Source organism: Desulfuromonas sp. (assembly GCA_002869615.1).
GTDB lineage: Bacteria > Desulfobacterota > Desulfuromonadia > Desulfuromonadales > UBA2294 > BM707.
This window is the reverse complement of sequence record PKUH01000030.1, coordinates 1-3,700: the sequence shown is the minus strand read 5'-3', so window position 1 is coordinate 3,700 and position 3,700 is coordinate 1. Positions and strand designations below refer to the sequence as shown.

General features: G+C 51.8%; 4 protein-coding genes. 2 read left to right on the top strand and 2 right to left on the bottom strand.

The features are described from left to right. Positions 1-19: 19 nt before the first annotated feature. Positions 20-445, top strand: coding sequence for a hypothetical protein (locus tag C0623_03965; GenBank protein ID PLY02337.1), 426 nt, complete (start codon positions 20-22; stop codon positions 443-445). Positions 446-458: 13 nt separating this feature from the next. On the opposite strand, the gene C0623_03960 is transcribed toward C0623_03965, so the two are convergent. After that, positions 459-1,646 (bottom strand): 30S ribosomal protein S1, encoded by a 1,188-nt coding sequence (locus tag C0623_03960; GenBank protein ID PLY02336.1) that lies wholly within the window; start codon positions 1,644-1,646, stop codon positions 459-461. Positions 1,647-1,812: 166 nt separating this feature from the next. Between C0623_03960 and C0623_03955 the strand changes: the two genes are divergently transcribed. Further along, positions 1,813-3,126, top strand: coding sequence for an oxidoreductase (locus tag C0623_03955; GenBank protein PLY02335.1), 1,314 nt, complete (start codon positions 1,813-1,815; stop codon positions 3,124-3,126). Positions 3,127-3,499: 373 nt separating this feature from the next. Here the strand turns inward: C0623_03955 and C0623_03950 are convergent. Then, positions 3,500-3,700: hypothetical protein (locus C0623_03950; protein ID PLY02334.1), on the bottom strand; the 201-nt coding region annotated here is incomplete at its 5' end.

Here is a 3,700-nt window from a genome sequence, read left to right as displayed (position 1 = left end):
TAAGCAAAGGGAGGAGCTTGTGCAGCTGTTTACCTGGAAACCTGAGTATGAAATCAATTTTCCGAAAATCGACAACCAGCATCGGGGTCTGGTCGGCATTGTCAATGATCTTTATGAAGCGAAGCTCTCAGGGGAAACAGAGCCGGCGGTCGTGCAGACGATTGATCGATTGATCATATATGTTGATGTTCATTTCAGGGATGAGGAAGCGGCCATGCAGGAATGGTATTATCCCGGATTAGGCCGGCATCGCATTGAACATGCCGAACTTGAAAAACAGGTTTATGCTCTTCGCAAAAAGATAGAAACCGGCCGCGGAGTCGCGACCTTTGAACTGCTCAATTTTCTCAGTGAATGGTTCAAGGTTCATATCCTGACTTCGGACAAGGAGTTCGGCCGTTTCGTCGAGACCCGGCAGAGCCAGAACGCCAATACTGATATCTAGTGGTGCCGGCCTCTTATTTCTTGTTTTTCTTGTCCTGGGCTGTTTTGAGCAGGTCGGCAAAGGTTCCCATGCCGGAACCGGCTGATGGCTCATCTGTGTAGGATGAGTCCCCGGTCTCTTCTTCTTCGCCGGTCAAGGTCAGAGATATCCTTTTTTGTTCGACGTCTATTTTTTCAATGGTGATATTCAGGGTCCGGCCGACATCGGTCACTTCTTTCGGGTGTTTGATATGCTTGCCCTGACCTAGTTTCGAGATGTGGACCAGCCCGTCGACACCATCACCGAGAGCAACGAAAGCACCAAAAGGAGCAAGTCGGGTGACCTTGCCGGTGACCTGGTCTCCGTTTTTATATGTTTTTTCAATCTGGCTCCATGGATCAGCCAGGGTGTCGCGCAGGCTGAAGGAGAACTTGTTTTCTTCCCAGTCGAGGCGTTTGACCGCCAGCTCGAGCTGCTGACCGACTTCTAGCTCATCATTGATGTTTTCGACCCGACCGTAGGCGATCTCGGAAATCGGAAGCAAGCCTTCGAGGCCACCGATATCAATAAAGGCGCCGAAATCACGGATCGAGGTGACGGTGCCGGTGATCCGGTCGCCCTCCTTGAGCGACTCCCGTAGCAGCTCTCGTTGTTGGCGTGCCTCTTCTTCCTCAATGATCCGGTGTGAAACCACGATGTTGCGGCCGTTCTCTTCGAATTGTGTAATTTTAAAGGAAATGCTCTGTTCGATGATAGCTTCCGGGTTGTCTGGTCGGCGCAGGCCGATCTGTGAAAAAGGGCAGAAGGCGCGGACGTTGCCGGGCAGTTTAATCTCATAGCCTCCTTTAATCTCTTTTTCAACCCGGCCGTCGACCGGAATGCCGCTGCGCCAGGCTTCTTCGAGCTGAGCGGTACCGGCTGATCCACCGCCACCGATCCGGGTGGTGAAGCGGAGTTCGCCGCCCTGTCGAGACATGAAGTAGGCCGAAATGATATCGCCCTCCGCAACCGTCAGGTTGCCTTCGGCATCGTGCAACTCCCTGACATCGATAACCCCTTCGCCTTTCTGGCCGACATCGAGAAAGGCCCATTCTGCACCGATCTGTAAAACTTTGGCGTCGGTTTTTTGCCCGAGTTTCAATTGCACCGTTTTGCCCATGCTCTGTTCCAGCATTTCGGCAAAGTTTTCTTCTTCGTTCATCTCTTCGTCGTCGTTAATCATCGTGTGCCCCTTTGTAAAAGATGTCCCACGCTCACGTTATAACCCTTTTCCGGGATCGAGTAAACCGGTTGTGATCGGAATAGCGCACATGAATTTATCCGATGTGACTGCAGGAATCCGACGATCTGGTAGAATGCAAGCGACTTTGTATGGTCGGAGATCTGGCATGTCCTATATGATGCGTGGCATATTCTGGAGCGGCGCTTACCTGGTTCTGGTTCTGTTGCCGCTGTTTATCCTGATCGTCGGGCCGGTTCCTGCCGGTAGCGGCGTTCTTTGGGATCTTTCAGCAGCCTGCGGTTTTGTTGGCGCCGCCATGATGGCGACGATGTTTCTTTTGACTGCGCGCCTAAAACTGGTAACTGCTCCTTTTGGCATCGATATTATCTATTATTTTCACCGGCTTATATCCATGGTCGCCTTTGCCTTCATTATCGTTCATCCGCTATTGTTACTGGTTGCCGATCCTCGCCTGCTCTATTTTATCCGGCCACAGGCCAGCCCTTACCACCTCAGGGCGGGTATCGCGGCTTTGGTCTGCATGCTGTTGCTGATGTTGTCCTCACTATGGCGGCAAAAACTCGGGATTCATTATGAGAGGTGGCGGTTCTGGCATGTCTTTCTGTCGATTCTGGCAATGGTTATGACATTGATCCACATTGAGGGTGTCGGCCATTATGTTAATTCGCCGGGGGCGGCCCTGCTTTGGCGAGGGATAACCCTGACCTGTATTCTGGTCGTGGTATATGTTCGTCTGGTCAAGCCTCTGTGGCTGATGAAGCACCCTTACCGGATTGTCGATGTGCAAAGAGAGGCGGGTAATGCCTGGACTTTATCTCTCCGGCCGCAACACCATTCCGCTGTTTCGTTCATGCCGGGTCAGTTTGCCTGGCTGACCCTTTGGTCATCGCCCTTTGCGATGAAGGAACATCCGTTCTCCATTTCATCGAGCGCCGAAACCGATACAATCAGGTTTACGATCAAGGAGCTGGGAGATTTTACCCGGAGCATTGGTCAATGCCGGCCTGGACAGGTTGCTTTTGTCGATGCCCCCTACGGGGCTTTCAGTATCGACCGGCTCCCCTCTGCTGGATATGTTTTTATCGCCGGCGGGGTCGGCATCGCTCCGATTATGAGCATGTTAAGGACCATGGCCGACCGCCGGGACCAGCGCCCGGTATTGCTGTTTTATGCATATAACACCTGGGAGGAGATGACCTTTCGTGAAGAGCTGCAGGCACTGCGGGAAAAACTCAGTCTCGAAGTCGTATTTGTCCTGAAAAAACCGCCGCCAGAATGGACCGGTGAAACCGGCCTGATCAGGGAAGAGCTTCTCAGCACCTATGTGACCGATAGCTGCCGGCGGTTCGAGTTCCTGATCTGCGGCCCGGTGCCGATGATCGAAGCTGCCGAACGAAGTCTGTACCGGATCGGAATCCCGATGCGTCAGATCCATTCTGAGCTTTTTGACCTGGTATGAGGAGGCGTATATGAGGCTGTTGCTGGCAAAAATCATGGCCGGGTCAATCGGGCTGATCGCACTGGTTCTGGCTCTGGTTTTCGCCTTGATCAGAAATTGAAATATATCCGAAGATCAACTTAAGGGTTATTTTGCCGGGTCGGCCTGTCAGTAATGACCAGGCTGATGCTTAATCCATAATTTTATTCAGGTGCTGATACGGCTTGTTGTGTCCCCGCCGCAAAAACCGGCTGGCGACTGCGGCCGGTTTCGGTATGGACTGGAGCAACAACATGCCGAACAGAATTGGCACAGCGCGATACATCAGGGATGTATTGCAGCTGGTCGCAAAGCCGGCATCTCAAGGTCAAAATTTCAGTCATGGGGCTTGCCTCTATCTCCCGTGGACTTGCAATAACGCAATAAAAAATTGCGATATAAGCAGCGCAATCCTGTTCACCGTTAACACGAATACCCTGACGAGAAAATGTACAGGTCTCTTGATCTGAAAAGTCGTGAATAATTCAGGAAGATGATTTTTGTTTCTGTTTTTCTTGATAGACTGGAACTGTGTAATCGAAAGGAGAACCTTATG